This is a genomic window from Staphylococcus sp. HMSC063F05 (genome assembly GCF_001837075.1).
Lineage (GTDB): Bacteria > Bacillota > Bacilli > Staphylococcales > Staphylococcaceae > Staphylococcus > Staphylococcus epidermidis.
In genome coordinates this window covers 1-15,302 of sequence record NZ_KV831361.1, presented here as the reverse complement: position 1 = coordinate 15,302, position 15,302 = coordinate 1, and the positions used below count along the sequence as shown (strand labels likewise).

Genomic DNA, 15,302 nt, shown 5'->3' with positions numbered 1-15,302 from the left:
AGTAGAAGAAGTTGTTCTTCTGTAGCAATAGAGTAACGAACATACGCTTTCATTTTTATTAACAGATATCGTAATAACCTATCTTTATCGGCGTACGTGAATCGATTTTTCATGATTAAATAAAGATTCTATATGTGCAATATGCTCAGCTGATTCTGCCACTTCGTTAAATGTTTTTTGTGATAAATGAATGACTGAATGTCGTGTCATAAAGTCATTCACAGAAAGCCCATTTGTAAATCTAGCTGTTTGATTAGTAGGAAGTACATGACTTGGACCTGCCACATAGTCCCCAATAACTTCAGGAGAAAAATGACCTAAAAAAAGTGCGCCTACATATTTAACTTTATCTATATACATTTCAGGTGCTCGAGTTTGAATAGATGCATGTTCAGGTGCAATCGTGTTCATAATTAAACATGCTTCTTCAGTATCTTGAGCTAATATTAGATAATGATGGTTAGCAATACTTTGTGATATGATATCTTGCCGTTCAACATACTGAAGTTTCTCTTGTATTATAGTGTTCAATTGATTAAGTACCTTTTCATTTTCACTAATCACATAAGTACAAGCCATTTCATCATGTTCTGCTTGTGCAAATACGTCATAAGCGATTGCGTCTAAGTCAGCACTTTCGTCTATAATCAAGGCTATTTCTGTCGGTCCTGCGATTTGGTCTATGCCTACTTGACCGAATACAAACTTTTTGGCATAAGCAACATATTGATTCCCTGGACCTACGATTTTGTCGACTTTTTTTATAGTTTCCGTGCCATAAGTTAGCGCCGCAATACTTTGTGCTCCACCGACTTGATAAACATGATGAACGCCTGTAATGTAACAAGCGGCTAACACCTCTTGACATATACCGCTATTTTGAGGTGGGGTAACAACAGTAATCTCATTAACACCTGCTACTTGAGCAAGTGTTGCAGTCATTAATACTGTAGACGGATAGCTAGCCTTACCTCCCGGCACATAAATACCTACACGTTCGATAGGATGGTATCGTTCATAACATTCAGTTTGTTGAGATGATTCCTGTTTTACCTTAATATTTTCTTGGTACACTTTAATTCTCTGATAGCTTTGCTCTAATGCATCTCGTGTTTCATTATCTAGCATGTCGTATGCATTTTTTAGTTGGCTTTGCTCTAATTCAAGCTTCTCAGTTTCCACTTGATCAAATTGTAAATTATAATTTTTTAAAGCTTTATCTCCCTGTAATTTAACTTCTTCACAAATCTGACTCACTATCTCGTACAAAGATTCATCTAGAGATTCAACATTATTAAATTCTTTTAAAAATTGTTGTGCGCTAAGCATAGTTAATAGACACTCCTAACTGCTTGATTAGTCTCTCTATTTCAGATGATTGCTTAAAATATGATTCTTTATTTGTAATTAACTTAGCGTTAATTTCACTGATATGCTTTTTCTCAACGAGCCCGTTAGCTGTAAGCGTAGAACCAGTTTGTACAATATCTACAATAGCATCAACCATATCCACTACACATGACAATTCAACTGAACCGTTAAGGTGAATCACTTCTACATCCATACCTTCTTTATTAAAGAATTGAGTAGCTGTATGTACATAGCTTGTTGCTACTTTTTTATAGCGAGATGTTTCTGGCTTTGCCGCCAACGCAAAATGACATTTACCAAATGGCAAATCGAGTAATTTATTAATATTATATTTTTGACCATTCAGAATATCACTTCCCACTATTCCTACATCAGCAATACCTTGTTCTACATAAGTAGGCACATCGCTTCCTTTAACTAAAATCATTTCAATGTTGTCGACTGTAAGCAATAACTGTCGCTGTCTATTTAAAAGTACAGTTGCAATATCTATCTGATTAACTTGTTGTAAATATTCGATAAAACTCTTTAATAAACGACCCTTTGCTAATGCAACTCGTAACATGGCGTTTCACCTCACCTTTTATAATTAAAGTGTTAATCCTAAACCAAAACCTTCTAGTGAACCGTGATAATATCCACCTGTCAAAACGCTATGAGCAGTATTTTTAAGATGACATTTTATAAAAATACCTTTGTAATAAGATCTAGGCGCTTGTGCAGTTACATCAAGGTGGATTTCAGTAATCCCATGATCAGTAAACCATTGTGACCAAGATTGAATTGCCACCATTGCAGGGTGTCGCTCTGGTAAATAATGAGAGAGTATTTTAAGTTGATTTAATGTGTTCTCTTTAAGAATTTGAATGATGGGATGATTGAAAGTTAGTGTTTGAATAAGCCCTGATAAATTACGTTCTTCTATCATCTCCATAACTTCTCTAGTTTGATGATTTTTCTCTAAAAGTGCATCAATCAATTGATAGTGACCTAAAATGATAAATTGAATGTCATCATGAAGTACGTTTTGAATAAAATATTGGAAATCTAAGAAATTTTGAGTGATATTATCAAATTGTGGCTCGTAATTCTCAATGCCGACTTGCTTTATAACTCTGTTATCTCTGATAATATCCCCTGCATAAGCTACTTTTTTAAAATGTGTTGGATAGTTCGAATAATATCTGAATAATTGATCGGTAAAATCATTTCTTAATGCATAGATAGATTTATTTTGTTGCCAAAAGCTTCTTTCATCCATTTGTTGCAAATCTTCATGAGTCAATCGTTGCCAATCCAATTCTTCAATTAAGTTAAAATCTACAACATTATATTTTTGTTGATGAAAAAACTTTAAAAAACGTAATTCCTTTTCTTTCATTGAAATGATGGTATTGTTCATACTTAAGCCACCCCTCCCTCACGCCGAATTCTTTAGTTCGATAATACATTAAAGTAAAAATGTAGTAATACACTAACATGTTACAAGTTATCTGACAAGTATTTTTCAGAAAATTCTTTCTTTTATAATGAAATCTTTCTACGTTCTTAATTATCAATTTTCAATTAAAATAAAAACCTCTTGCAAAGTAACTAATACTTTACAAGAGGCATATATTATTGATCAGTATTAAAATTTCAGTTATTGCTAGGTTGTAAATTCATCATGGCACCAAATTCTTGTTGACAGTGGGTAAATGATACGAATGCTAACAATTCTACAATTTCTATATCAGTTAGTGTCTTTGTTAAAACCTGTATTGTAGATTGTGGAACCCGTCCATTTTGTGACACATAAACATCAACAAAACCTATGCAAACTAAAGATTTTTCATCGGTAAATTTCTTATTGGGTTTTCCTTTAGATTTGCAGTATAGACAACCACTGTTTTGAGCTAGTATTTTCCTAATTTCTTCTTTTAAATCAACAGATAATTGCCCCTCATTTTTTAATATATCTTCCAATGCATTCCATTTTTCTTGAACACTAGGGAGATGTCCGAGAAGTTTGTCAAAAGAAGTATCACCACGATGAGATAAGTTAATTATAGCCATCTAATCACCTCTTATTTATTTTAATTAATCAAACACCAGTGATGAATGCTATAATTAAAGTAAATTTATAGTTTACTTATTAATAATAAGGAGATTTGCCCATTGGACCTAACAAATCAAAAAATCCTACACTTACTTGAGCAAAATAGTAAGCTATCGCTTTCTGAAATTGGAAAGGAAGTAAATTTATCTACACCCTCTGTTCGAGAACGAATCTATAAACTTATTGATTCGAAAATCATTGAACGATATACAATCGATATTAATTACGATGCATTAGGTTTCGATATTAATGTTTTGATAGAAGTAACTATAAAAAATAACCTATATAAAGATTTCAAAGCATTTATTTCAGTTCAAAACAATGTTGATTTTTGCTATAGAATTTCTGGAGATAGTTGCTTTATATTTAAAGCGCATTTTAAAAAGATGAGCGAAGTCGAAACACTCATCAACGAAATCCAATATTATGGTCATACAAAAACACATTTTATATTTTCAGAAACAAAATAGTGTTTTATAATTTATCAATATTGTCGTTTATGTAATACTATATAAAGAAATGTAAAAACACAATTGGGTTGGTAGTCCCAATGCAAATTACTTATATTTGTCAGTAACCTTCCTCCTCAGGTCGTCCATCATTTCAATTTTAAATTGAGGAGGGACTTATCTATGAAATTATCTATTTTTCATGATGGTCAATTTTTTGTAGGTGTCGTTGAATACCAAGAAGGCTTCATTCATAAATATCTAAAAGTTACATTTGGCAATGAACCTAGCGATGAAACAGTGTTACGATTCATAACTTTTAAACTTATTCCTTTATTAAATCAAACACACGGTAAGAAGAAACCTATTCAAAAGCATAAAAAGATTAATCCAAAACGTTTACAACGTAAAATCGCTAAAGAACAAAAAGAGACCAATTTAACTACATTTGCTCAACAAGCGATTAAAGAAGAACAAGAGTTGAATAAGCTAAAGAGTAAAAAACTTCAGCGATTAGAAAAAGAACGACACAGACAATACAAAAGAATGTTAAAAAGAAAAAAAGCACATGAAAAGCACAAAGGTCACTAATTTTAATTGAGTCTGCCACATATATTAAATGTGTTGCAGGCTCAAAACTTTTTCAAGTTAATATAGATAACTTAAATCTACCAATTTGAAGTTAATCATTTCTTCATTTTTAATTACTCATAAAAACTACGAATTCATCATGCTTTTAGTTATTATCCAACGCTTGTAGGTTAAAAAAACAACGATCTCCTTTATTAATTACATCGTCCCAGTTAGCATCATAATTATATCCGAGTTTTTGTGCTAATTTAATAGAATTTGTATTATATTGATTTGTTCGAATTAATTTTGGTGTTATGGTATCATGCTTTTTTAAATGACGGGCAATCTCCTCCATTGACTCAAAAGCTAAACCAACACCAGTATACGATGGAAAGATTCTATAATACGCATTAAGAAACTGTTGTTGATGAATTGTACGATACTCAAATCCCGCTATCCCCACTACTTCGTGATTATCTCTCATAATTAAAATGAAGTAACCAAATTGATATTCATCCCAATGCCTCATCCATCCTTTAATAAAATCTTGGGTTGCTACTTTATTCTGATGAATACCTTTAGGTGTATACTTTGTAGCTACCTTATTTGTATGCAATTGATAAAGTTCATCTGTATAACTCAAATTAGGCTTCACTAGCTTTAATCTATGTGTTTCTAACATCTACATCCCTCTTTCCAATAAATTATTCAATTGTAGATAACTTAATATTGTTTACGCACTCTTTTCACTATTGAGAAGAGTATATATTGTATTTAGACTTACGTCAGTCTCACCCAAAAAATTCACATAACATTCAATTTTGACACTATAGTTCACCTTAAATTTATACTTATTTACTAGTAAATGTGTCTAATCAATGATCATATTGTGTCTAAAATATTACAAAATGGAATAGGTAGTATTATAAATATGTATTTTTGTTATATAGCCTATCGTCTTATAATAGGAATCAGCGCAATAATTTAATTATTTTTGCACGAATTCTTAAACCAAAGAAAGGTGAGCAAAAAAATGGCTAATAAAGAGTCAAAAAATGTTGTTATTATTGGCGCTGGTGTCTTAAGTACGACATTTGGTTCTATGATTAAAGAATTAGAACCTGATTGGAACATCAAACTCTATGAACGCTTAGATCGTCCAGGTATTGAAAGTTCTAACGAAAGAAACAATGCCGGTACAGGACATGCGGCGTTATGTGAATTGAACTATACAGTACAACAACCTGATGGTTCAATTGATATAGAAAAAGCCAAAGAAATCAACGAACAATTCGAGATTTCAAAACAATTCTGGGGTCACTTAGTAAAAAGTGGTAACATCAGTAACCCTAGAGATTTCATTAATCCACTTCCTCACATTAGTTTCGTAAGAGGTAAAAATAACGTTAAATTCTTAAAAAACCGTTACGAAGCAATGCGTAACTTCCCTATGTTCGATAACATCGAATATACAGAAGATATCGAAGAAATGAGAAAATGGATGCCATTAATGATGACAGGTCGTACTGGTAACGAAATCATGGCGGCTAGTAAAATCGACGAAGGTACAGATGTTAACTACGGTGAATTAACTCGTAAAATGGCAAAAAGTATTGAAAAACATCCAAATGCTGATGTTCAATACAACCACGAAGTAATTAATTTCAATCGTCGTAAAGACGGTATTTGGGAAGTTAAAGTTAAAAACCGTAATTCTGGAGACGTTGAAACTGTTCTAGCTGATTATGTATTTATCGGTGCAGGCGGTGGCGCTATTCCACTATTACAAAAAACTGGTATCCCAGAAAGTAAACATCTTGGTGGATTCCCTATTAGTGGTCAGTTCTTAATTTGTACAAACCCTGATGTAATTAATGAACATGACGTCAAAGTATATGGTAAAGAACCACCAGGCACACCTCCAATGACTGTACCACATTTAGATACACGTTATATCGATGGTGAAAGAACATTATTATTTGGACCATTTGCAAATATTGGCCCTAAATTCTTAAGAAACGGTTCTAACTTAGACTTATTCAAATCAGTTAAACCTTATAACATCACAACATTACTAGCATCTGCAGTTAAAAACTTACCTTTAATCAAATACTCTATCGACCAAGTATTAATGACTAAAGAAGGTTGTATGAACCATCTACGCACGTTCTACCCTGAAGCTCGTGACGAAGATTGGCAATTATACACTGCAGGTAAACGTGTTCAAGTTATCAAAGATACTAAAGAACACGGTAAAGGATTCATTCAATTTGGTACAGAAGTTGTTAACTCTAAAGACCACTCTGTTATCGCACTATTGGGTGAATCACCTGGAGCATCAACTTCAGTATCAGTAGCCCTAGAAGTTTTAGAGAAAAACTTTGCTGAGTATGAAAAAGATTGGACTCCAAAATTACAAAAAATGATCCCATCATATGGTAAATCTCTTATCGATGATGTTAAGTTAATGAGAGCAACTCGTAAACAAACATCTAAAGATTTAGAATTAAATTATTACGAATCTAAATAAAATACTTTCCCTGTAAAATATAAAAATGATGAAGAGAAAATAAATAAGTATAAAATATTTCTCCCTATACTCAAAACCTTAATTAATATTAAATTAGAGTAAATAAATTTAGAAACAAAATTAACCCCTACCCCTGATACCTCCAACGAAGTCGAGCCAACTTCGTTGGAGGATTTTTTATATTCTTTCTTAGCGAATTAAGTATCTGTCACAGTAGGTATCTAACAAATCAGCGATACAGCAAAATTTATAAGTTGTCCTTTTTTAAACTCAATAATTTAAAATAACTAATCACACGATTCCGTCACAATTTATTTTTTATAAACACCGTTTCTATATAAAAAACAAACTTGCCTCTCTTTATATAAAAACAAACTCAAATATCATCTCATTATACATTTTTAAAAACGTAGTTTAACCCATTCACTCTTTATATAAATATGTTCATTGTACTAAGGGGTATTTGAAATTCCATGTTGCAAGTCATCATAGATACGAAGAAGTCTATGAATTGATTTAATTTCAGAATATAATCGAACGGAACCTTCAACAATTTCATAACTCTACTATAAAAAACACCCGTCCTAAGACGAGTGAAAAAAAAAAGAGTTAGAAATAAAAGGAAACTAAACATAAAAAGAACAATATAATAGATGATGGTCAATTGATGTATTATATGAGGTATTGAAGAATTTTCACTTTGTTTGCACTTCAAATAAAATAGACAGGGACGGATATGTCCATCTTATATTCATCCAACCATCATCTCTATATCGTTCCTAAATCGTAAAAATTACGATTTAATGTTATGTTACTTTCTTCTAATTGCAATGTCAAATGAAAATGTATGTGTTTAATTATTTTTTGAGACATACGTTATTTTACTTCAGTATTAAATGAAATATTTTTAGTTTATAATTCAATAATCCTCACTATGAGCAACCTCAAATCAACAATCACATGTTCTTTTTTATATTTATGTGAAATTTCACAACATTTTTCTGGAAGATATATTTACTGTTGATTGCCAAATATCATCATTCTCTTATGTATACTTCATTTCTTTTTAACGAATATAGTAATATAGACACACTAAAAAAGTTTAAAAAGCCGTAAATTTAATGAGAGCAAAAAAATTGATAAGTCATCTTACTGTATCTAGAATAACAAGTACAAGAAACGTAATTATTGTAATAAAGAGAGAAGGGGTTATAATAATGACAAAATTTAACTTTGATCAAGTTCACAGTGATATTCAGTTTAAAATTAAACATCTTATGGTGTCCCAAGTAAAAGGAACATTTAAGCAATTCGATGTTCAATTAGATGGAGATATTAATGATTTAACTTCACTAAAAGCAACAGCTACTATTATTCCAAGTTCAATTGACACTCAAAATGAGGACAGAGACAACCATTTAAGATCAAACGATTTCTTTGGTACAGAAGACAACGATAAAATGACATTTGTAACTAAAGAAATTAACGAAAATCAAGTAGTTGGAGATTTGACAATTAAAGGTGAAACTCATGAAGAGACATTTGATGTTGAATTTAATGGTGTAAGTAAAAATCCAATGAATGGACAACAAGTCACTGGTTTTATCGTTAGTGGAACAATTAACCGCGAAAAATATGGTATTAATTTTAACCAAGCTTTAGAAACTGGTGGCGTGATGTTAGGTAAAAACGTAAAATTTGAAGCATCAGCAGAATTTAGCATCGACAATTAAACGATTTGTTATAGAAAATTTTCTTAAGCTTTTATCTTTAACAGTAAAATACAAGAACACATATTATAAATGCCTGGGACACATTAAATGTCTCAGGCATATTTATTTATGGCAATCGTTGCATTAATAGAAAATACAATGAGTTGTATCAAATTTTCAAATTAAGCTATACGAGTGAGGAACATAAAGTTTTATTCAACCTTTGTTCTACTTCTTTTATTTATACATAACAACTTATTCTATACGCTTTTTCAAGAGTTTATTGAAATTGATAACTCTCATATCCTTTAGCAAAACCATTAACTGTATAAAGCATAGATCCACCTTCAGAATGGTTTTCAATATCATTAGTACAAATTATAAGTTGATTTGTACCAGGTATAAATTGTGGATGTGTTGTACGTAACATCTTTCCATCATCACGTCCTGGCATTAAAATTTGACCTATAGGATAACCTCTCTTATTGAAAACTAATACACGTCCTTGGCCATACATAGCCACATATAAATTATCATTACTATCAATACAACAAGAATCCGGTCCTTCATGACCTGTAAAATAATATGGTATTGTCGCTCCAAATGGTGCAATAGTCACGCCATCATCCTCTAATGCGATTCGGTGAAGTCGATTAGTTGTAGTTTCAGTTACCCATAGCACTTTTTCATCCGTACTTAAAGCAATACCATTCGCCACAGAAATATTTTGAATAATTGGCGTAACCGTCTTAAAGTCTGGATCTACATAGTAAACACCGCCCAAAGGTTGTGTAGAATACCCTCTAAAATCAGTGAAATAAAATCCGCCTTTACTGTCAAAAACCATGTCATCAATACAATATTCTGTATTTAAATCAGAAATAATTTCTTCTATTTGTTCACCTTTTTCTGTTGTCGCAAATATGCCTCCAGTTGTCTTAAAATCACCTAGATAACAGATAAATAAACGACCATCTTTATGTACTTTAATCGCTGCCGGATTATCTTTAACAGACTGAAATTTTGTTGTAACCTCTTTTGTTGCGGGATTAACTTTAAAAATATTCCCTTCAAACACGTCTAATAAGAATAACTGACCTTCGCGATTAAAATTAAGTCCTTCTAGTTGTAACCCTTTATCTGAAATTTTCACCCACGGCTCTGCTGTTACCGTTTGCAATTCACTTTCTGACACAATTGGCACTGCACTTTCTGATTTACCAGTATATTTTAATGTTGGTAATTTTTGATTTGCCATCGATTGAATCCCTCTCTTTATTCAGTGACTTTATTCTCATTTTATAAAAATTTATATTAAATGTCATTATAGCTACACGACTACACTTTTATTCATATATGAAAACCACCACATCTTATATCGGTCAAATGACGGATTTATAGGCTATCTTATTGAAAGCAATTCTCATTTTGATACAATATTAAAATGTCTAATTTTTAAACTTCAATCACTATCATTTTTTTATATAACTTCAAATACTTTTAAATTAACTAAAATTGACTAAAGAGGAGCACAGATTTATGGATTATAGAGTACTACTTTATTATAAATATGTAACTATAGATGACCCTGAAACTTTTGCAGCCGAACATTTGAAATTTTGTAAGGAACATCATTTAAAAGGAAGAATACTAGTTTCAACGGAAGGCATTAATGGAACATTATCTGGAACAAAAGAAGATACTGATAAATATATAGAGCATATGCATGCAGATAGTCGTTTTGCTGATTTAACTTTTAAAATTGATGAAGCTGAAAGTCATGCGTTTAAAAAGATGCACGTGCGTCCAAGACGTGAAATTGTTGCACTTGACTTAGAAGAAGATATTAATCCACGTGAAATTACCGGTAAATACTATTCTCCTAAAGAATTTAAAGCCGCACTAGAAGATGAAAATACTGTTATATTAGATGCTCGAAATGATTATGAATACGATTTAGGACATTTCCGTGGAGCTATTCGTCCTGATATAACACGATTCCGTGACTTACCTGAATGGGTGCGTAATAATAAAGAACAACTCGACGGAAAAAATATTGTCACATATTGTACAGGTGGCATTCGTTGTGAAAAATTTTCTGGTTGGTTAGTAAAAGAAGGATTTGAAAACGTAGGTCAGTTGCATGGTGGTATTGCTACATACGGTAAAGACCCTGAAACTAAAGGGCTATATTGGGATGGTAAGATGTATGTATTTGATGAACGTATTAGTGTCGATGTGAATCAAATTGATAAAACAGTCATCGGCAAAGAGCATTTTGATGGTACACCTTGTGAACGTTATATTAATTGTGCAAACCCTGAATGTAATAAACAAATTCTTGTTTCTGAAGAAAATGAAGAAAAATATTTAGGTGCATGTTCGTATGATTGTGCAAAACATGAGCGCAATCGCTACGTTGCCCGTCATCATATTAGCAATGAAGAATGGCAACGTCGTTTAAATAATTTCAAAGATGTGCCTGAACACACACATGCATAATTCAAACACGCCTTTATTGTGAGTTTAACATTTCACATATAAAGGCGTATTTTATATGATTTAAATATCTATAATAACTTTTAACCCTGTTTTTTGACATAAAGAATACGCAAAATGGCATATGTTGATATCATTTATATCACTGATAGTTTTAAAATAAATAATATAATAAGTCTACTTAAGGAGTGTTTGCATGGAAATATTAGTCACAGCATTTGAACCATTTGGAGATGAAAAAATTAATTCTGCACTAGAGGCTGTTAGCCATTTGGAAACTAAAATTGGCTGTCATAAAATTGATCGATTGATACTTCCTACAGTATTTCATGACTCTGCGGATATGATTGCTAAAGTGTTAAAATCTAAAAATTATGATGTTGCTCTAGCTATCGGACAAGCAGGTGGTCGTAGTGAAATCACTCCTGAGCGTGTAGGTATAAATATAGATGACGCACGCATTAAAGATAATCAAGGACACCAACCTATTGATCAAGTTATACGTCACGATGGCGCACCTGCTTATTTTTCTAATTTACCTATCAAAAGAATGACAATGGCAATTCAAAAGGCTGGTCTTCCTAGCAGACTATCTAATTCCGCTGGAACATTTGTATGTAATCATATCTTATATCAACTCGGATATATGGCAGACCATTTTTACCCTGACTTATTATTTGGATTTATACACGTGCCTTTGATTCCTGAACAAACAATCAATCATTCTCAACAATCTTCAATATCCGTTGAAGATATCGTAAAAGGATTAACTGAAGCAATCAAAGCTATCGACTTCGTTGAAGATAACAAGATCGCATTAGGAGAAATCCAATAGTCTCTTAGTTCACTAATCATTCTGTATGTACTTTAAACAGGTGGCCCTGGGAACATCAAGCTCGTTTGACGTTTGCTCACATATGTATTAGCAAAAGCGTGCATGATAAGAATATAGAGTAATTGATGTTCTTTAAATAGCCCATCATTCCCTTCTGCATAAGCATAATCACCAATTTGTTTCCAACTCGCAATTTGTGTATCTCGCTTTATATCTTTGATAGTAGTATGATGTTTCTCATTAGCATGAATATTTAATATTATACCGTCAATTTTTAATATTCCATACGTCTCCTCATAACCATTACTTTGCTTATCAAATAACGCTTCACACTGCCTACCTTTTGAATCATGATATTCAACTTTAAAATGTTTTTTCTCCATATATCGCGATACCTTAATATAAGCTACACTATTATTATTCACATCACATATCTCATATTGATTTAATTTTAAACCTAAGGTCAAATAACCAATACATTTTTGAATAAAATTTTTATACACTTTCGATATCATACCAACAGGTTGCTGAGCGTCATTTTTTATAATTGAAGTCTGCGTTGAGAATCGATTTCTTTTTAAATATTTATACATTTTGTCACCCATCTCGTTAATATCATACTTTTATCATATACAACAGACTTCTCTAAATCAAAATCTCTTTATTATAAAATCATTTTAAATCCAAAAAGTATTTTTGAAAATATTTCTAATTATCTGTATACTTTAAACAAATACTTTGCAAGTTAAAAAGGGATGAATAAAAATATTAAAATGAAAAACAAACGAAAAATAAACAATACGCTTGTTTATACTATCTCTGTTTTAATTATTGTTGTTATTACTCTTATTGCGGGTATCTTTCCTAAAGCATTTGGGATGTATGCGCAGAGCGTTTATGATTGGATTACAAATTGGTTTGGTTGGCTATTCCTTATCATTGTCTTTATTTTAGATGTATTTTTAATATTCTTAGCTTTTTCTAGATATGGTCGATTTAAACTTGGTTCGGATGAAGAAGAACCAGAATTTTCCATGCTATCTTGGATTGGCATGTTATTTTCAGCAGGTCTTGGCGTCGGTATAGTCTTTTGGGGTGTTGCAGAACCTTTAACGCATTATCTCCATTCACCCTTCCCTGGAAAAATTGCAGATCACTCTGAAGAATCAGCACGTGTTGCGATGGGATATACATTCTTCCATTGGGGTATTTCACAATGGTCAATATTTGCAATTTCAGGATTAATCGTTGCATACTTTCAATTTAGAAAACAACGTAACGGGCTTATTTCAACAGCTATGGAACCCGTTTTTGGTGAAGCTTATAAACGTCCTTTCAGGAATATTATTGATATATTAGCTATTATCGCAACCGTCATGGGAATTGCTACGTCGATTGGTTTGGGAATTATGCAAATCGGTGGTGGATTAAACCATCTCTTTGATGTTCCTAATAATAATTTCACTAAAATCTTAATTACTATTTTGATGGTAGCCATATTTTTAGGATCTTCATTAACTGGCTTAAATCACGGTGTAAAATGGTTAAGTAATTTAAATATTTTATTAGGTGCTATTTTACTTATATTTATTTTGATTTTTGGAGATTTAAAATTTATTTTAGAATCATACACACTAGCAATTTCTGATTATTTGCAGCATTTTATAGAATATAGTTTACGCGTAAATCCATACTCAGGAGATGATAGTTGGATTCAACAGTGGACTGTTTTCTATTGGGCTTGGGTTATTTCTTGGTCCCCTTTTATTGGGGGCTTTGTAGCAAGAGTATCTCGAGGACGTACAATTAGAGAATTTGTCGTAGGTGTACTCATTATTCCTCCTCTAATTTCGTTTACATGGATTGCAGGTTTTGGAGGTACAGCTATTAAACTTGCTTTAAATCATAACGACAAGCTTGTTCATATTGTTGATAAAGATTATACTGTTGCCTTGTTTGAATTATTATCACATTTTCCATTGTCGGAAGTCACTAGTTCCTTAGCTATTGTACTTATTTTCATCTTTATTGTAACAAGTGCTGATTCAACTACGCATATTGTTGCAGGTATGGCTACAGGTGGTTCTATCAATCCAACTTTAAAACATAAAGTCCTATGGGGTCTACTTATTGGGGCGATTTCAGTTGCTATGACAATTGCAGGTGGTCTTAAAAGTTTACAAACTGCATCAGTTATTACAGGTCTACCATTCTCTATCATTTTATTATTAATGATATTCTCACTCATGAGGGCTTTAAAAAGAGAACCCATCCATCATTTTAAAATGACATCAATTGATGATGAAAAAGATTACTCTATTTCATTAGAAGAGCGTGAAAAACAGGACGAACAAGATAACAAGTAACACATCTTTAATTAAGTAATGCTATTATTCATTTTCTTTATTATTCTTTTGAACTATGACGCAACGGGAGCGGGACAGAATTCATATTGAATTCGTTGTCCCACTCCCGTTTATCTATGTTTTAAAATAATATTCTCGTTTTTTAATTTGCTATATATAATCATTTATGACAATGTAGCACTTGTGACATACCCATCTTTAACGTGGAAAACGATGTTTCCTTTTCCGACTTGATAACCGTACAAGCCATCTGTCTTACTTGTTTTGTTTTTAGATAATGACGGCTGATAATTATAATTTTTTCCATACTTTTGTTTAACTTGATCTAAAGTAACAGTTCTGGAAGCAATTTTAAATTGTACGTTGTTTGCTTTATTTCCATTAATTTGTTGAAATGTCTGATCGTATATTTTTTTAGTAGCAGTCTTAGATTCAAATTTTTGATTTACCTTAATACCATTAAATGTAACGTTTCCAGCTTTTAAACCTTGATAAAATGAATTGCTAAGTACAAAGTCGCCACCCGATGCAGTATAACCATTATATTTATACCAGTAACTGTGTGCTGTTTGTGCCTTTGCTTCATTAGATACACCATTATGCTCTGTTACGTTTAAACCTAAAACTGCACCTAAAGTAATACCACTTACGACAAATGCTTTTGCAAACCTTTTCATAATGTATCACACTCCTAATATAAAATAATAATGTGTTGCTACACTCAACATATAATATTCCATTAATTATTACAACTATCTATTAATAGGTAAAAAATCTCTTAATGGTTTTTATCGGTGCTCTATCAATCTTTATTTTGAAATTGAATGAGAGCGAAGCTGGGACAAAAAGGTTCAAGATAAGTAAAAAAA

At 31.8% G+C, this 15,302-nt stretch carries 15 protein-coding genes; 7 read left to right on the top strand and 8 right to left on the bottom strand.

Going from position 1 to position 15,302, the window contains the following annotated elements; translation table 11 throughout:
- Positions 1-84: 84 nt before the first annotated feature.
- The 4 genes from hisD to HMPREF2576_RS09805 all read right to left on the bottom strand — a co-directional run bounded on the left by hisD (position 85) and on the right by HMPREF2576_RS09805 (position 3,426).
- Positions 85-1,329: a histidinol dehydrogenase gene (hisD, locus tag HMPREF2576_RS09820; RefSeq protein WP_002470285.1), complete on the bottom strand. Its 1,245-nt coding sequence runs from the start codon at positions 1,327-1,329 to the stop codon at positions 85-87.
- Positions 1,322-1,936: an ATP phosphoribosyltransferase gene (hisG, locus tag HMPREF2576_RS09815; protein ID WP_002470286.1), complete on the bottom strand. Its 615-nt coding sequence runs from the start codon at positions 1,934-1,936 to the stop codon at positions 1,322-1,324. The genes hisD and hisG overlap by 8 nt, the downstream gene beginning before the upstream one ends.
- A 24-nt stretch (positions 1,937-1,960) precedes the next feature.
- Positions 1,961-2,773: an ATP phosphoribosyltransferase regulatory subunit gene (locus tag HMPREF2576_RS09810; protein ID WP_002470288.1), complete on the bottom strand. Its 813-nt coding sequence runs from the start codon at positions 2,771-2,773 to the stop codon at positions 1,961-1,963.
- A gap of 236 nt (positions 2,774-3,009) precedes the next feature.
- Positions 3,010-3,426: a carboxymuconolactone decarboxylase family protein gene (locus tag HMPREF2576_RS09805; RefSeq protein WP_002473453.1), complete on the bottom strand. Its 417-nt coding sequence runs from the start codon at positions 3,424-3,426 to the stop codon at positions 3,010-3,012.
- A gap of 102 nt (positions 3,427-3,528) precedes the next feature.
- On the opposite strand from HMPREF2576_RS09805, the gene HMPREF2576_RS09800 reads away from it, so the two are divergent.
- Together HMPREF2576_RS09800 and HMPREF2576_RS09795 are read left to right on the top strand one after the other, a co-directional pair.
- A complete protein-coding gene (locus HMPREF2576_RS09800; RefSeq protein WP_001829421.1) occupies positions 3,529-3,939 on the top strand; it encodes an Lrp/AsnC family transcriptional regulator in 411 nt (136 codons plus the stop codon).
- 162 nt (positions 3,940-4,101) lie between these two features.
- Positions 4,102-4,509, top strand: a complete 408-nt coding sequence (locus HMPREF2576_RS09795) for a YjdF family protein (protein WP_001829438.1) — start codon at positions 4,102-4,104, stop codon at positions 4,507-4,509.
- A 145-nt stretch (positions 4,510-4,654) separates the two neighbouring features.
- Here the strand turns inward: HMPREF2576_RS09795 and HMPREF2576_RS09790 are convergent, their stop codons facing one another.
- Positions 4,655-5,173, bottom strand: a complete 519-nt coding sequence (locus HMPREF2576_RS09790) for a GNAT family N-acetyltransferase (RefSeq protein ID WP_002470287.1) — start codon at positions 5,171-5,173, stop codon at positions 4,655-4,657.
- Between the two features lie 351 nt (positions 5,174-5,524).
- On the opposite strand from HMPREF2576_RS09790, the gene lqo reads away from it, so the two are divergent.
- Positions 5,525-7,021, top strand: a complete 1,497-nt coding sequence (lqo, locus tag HMPREF2576_RS09785; protein WP_002470281.1) for an L-lactate dehydrogenase (quinone) — start codon at positions 5,525-5,527, stop codon at positions 7,019-7,021.
- Between the two features lie 1,217 nt (positions 7,022-8,238).
- Positions 8,239-8,754, top strand: a complete 516-nt coding sequence (locus HMPREF2576_RS09780; protein WP_001829423.1) for a YceI family protein — start codon at positions 8,239-8,241, stop codon at positions 8,752-8,754.
- Positions 8,755-9,013: 259 nt separating this feature from the next.
- Here the strand turns inward: HMPREF2576_RS09780 and HMPREF2576_RS09775 are convergent, their stop codons facing one another.
- Positions 9,014-9,991, bottom strand: a complete 978-nt coding sequence (locus tag HMPREF2576_RS09775; RefSeq protein ID WP_002470290.1) for an SMP-30/gluconolactonase/LRE family protein — start codon at positions 9,989-9,991, stop codon at positions 9,014-9,016.
- Between the two features lie 281 nt (positions 9,992-10,272).
- Here HMPREF2576_RS09775 and HMPREF2576_RS09770 point away from each other — a divergent pair, with 281 nt between their 5' ends.
- Together HMPREF2576_RS09770 and pcp are read left to right on the top strand one after the other, a co-directional pair.
- Positions 10,273-11,235 (top strand): oxygen-dependent tRNA uridine(34) hydroxylase TrhO, encoded by a 963-nt coding sequence (locus HMPREF2576_RS09770; RefSeq protein ID WP_002469248.1) that lies wholly within the window; start codon positions 10,273-10,275, stop codon positions 11,233-11,235.
- Positions 11,236-11,428: 193 nt separating this feature from the next.
- The gene (pcp, locus tag HMPREF2576_RS09765; protein ID WP_070856415.1) at positions 11,429-12,067 is read left to right on the top strand and encodes a pyroglutamyl-peptidase I; all 639 of its coding nucleotides are present in this window, start codon (positions 11,429-11,431) and stop codon (positions 12,065-12,067) included.
- A 32-nt stretch (positions 12,068-12,099) separates the two neighbouring features.
- Here the strand turns inward: pcp and HMPREF2576_RS09760 are convergent, their stop codons facing one another.
- Entirely contained in the window at positions 12,100-12,660 is a 561-nt protein-coding gene (locus HMPREF2576_RS09760) for a tubby C-terminal domain-like protein (protein WP_002468600.1), read from the bottom strand.
- 180 nt (positions 12,661-12,840) lie between these two features.
- Between HMPREF2576_RS09760 and HMPREF2576_RS09755 the strand changes: the two genes are divergently transcribed.
- Positions 12,841-14,433, top strand: coding sequence for a BCCT family transporter (locus HMPREF2576_RS09755; protein WP_002495210.1), 1,593 nt, complete (start codon positions 12,841-12,843; stop codon positions 14,431-14,433).
- A 164-nt stretch (positions 14,434-14,597) separates the two neighbouring features.
- On the opposite strand, the gene HMPREF2576_RS09750 is transcribed toward HMPREF2576_RS09755, so the two are convergent.
- On the bottom strand, positions 14,598-15,110 hold the full coding sequence (locus HMPREF2576_RS09750) for an immunodominant staphylococcal antigen IsaB family protein (RefSeq protein WP_070856417.1): 513 nt from the start codon (positions 15,108-15,110) through the stop codon (positions 14,598-14,600).
- Positions 15,111-15,302: the final 192 nt, after the last annotated feature.